This window comes from Oleiphilus sp. HI0128, from assembly GCF_001635365.1.
In genome coordinates this window covers 1-1,168 of sequence record NZ_LWGG01000259.1, presented here as the reverse complement: position 1 = coordinate 1,168, position 1,168 = coordinate 1, and the positions used below count along the sequence as shown (strand labels likewise).

Here is a 1,168-nt window from a genome sequence, read left to right as displayed (position 1 = left end):
GCCGCAGAAACAGCTGAGCTGTCTAGATCACAGGTATTACAAAGTGCGGGTCTTTCGATCCTGTCTCAGGCGAATGGACAACCACAGCAGGTACTCCAACTGTTACAGGGTTAAACCTGACTTAAAAATATTAAAATAAAAACAGTACTACTATCTATTCTCCAAGCCGGCCTAGCCGGCTTTTTTCTTGTATATCACCTAGAAAACCAATCTTTTCTGGCACGCTCTTCGCTTAGTACTAGACACTACCTTAGATAATACAAAAAAGCGGAAGAGGTTTACCTAATATGAGTCCTACTACTCCTAAGCTCCAACCAATCGTAAATGAATTCAGCGATTGTGAACGTTCTGATATTGCACGCCTGCTTATCCATGCGAATGACCTCTACAAAATGTATAACAGCACCGATACTGCTGTTGAAGACAAGAAGGTTTCTTTGGACAAAGCTTTCAAGCTGATTACTGAAGTCATCAACTTCGACCCGAACAACGCGCCGGCAATGAACCTACTTGGCCGCATAGAGCTTGATAGAGGGAATGTTTCTGCCGCAAAAGAACTATTTGATAAGTGCTTAGAGCACTCGCCTGAAAATACACAATACCTGACGAATCTAGGTTATCTACATATAATTTCTGAAGAGCCTGAGTTAGCAATCAGACAGTTCGAAAAAGCACTTTCAATTGATAATGGCAATAAGAACGCATTTCTAGGTATGGCCAGAGCTCATCATGCGCTTGGCCACTTCGATGTCGCTTACCTCCATTATCGATCTTTAATCAATCATGGCTATGATGACATTACGATCTTGCATGGCATGCTTAACTGCTGCCCTCATATAAAGATAGAATCTTACAACACTCAGCTTGAAGCTGATTTGTTTTTGCTTCTGTCAAAGAGCGAACTGGCTTTAGATAAACTTGCCGGATTCGCCGCGGCATTGCTAGTCAAAAAATATGATTTAAGTAATCCAAATGCGACGATTGAAATGCTTGAAGTCGCAAAAGACCCCTTAGTGTATTACTCCTTACTAAACTGCATTTTACCTGATCCGCATGTTGAAGAATTTATAACGCTATTGCGCCAAAGCATTTTGCTAGAGTGCGTTGAGTCAGGCACCCTTCGGGATGATCTACAAGTGCTAGCTATCGCGATTGCTGTTTATGCGGA

The 1,168-nt window shown here is 42.0% G+C and carries 2 protein-coding genes; both read left to right on the top strand.

Annotation, left to right across the window (positions count from 1 at the left end; genetic code table 11):
• Positions 1-114: flagellin (locus tag A3763_RS26625; RefSeq protein ID WP_255376599.1), on the top strand; the 114-nt coding region annotated here is incomplete at its 5' end.
• A 173-nt stretch (positions 115-287) separates the two neighbouring features.
• The coding region (locus A3763_RS03440; RefSeq protein WP_197482731.1) for a M48 family metallopeptidase at positions 288-1,168 on the top strand (881 nt) is incomplete at its 3' end.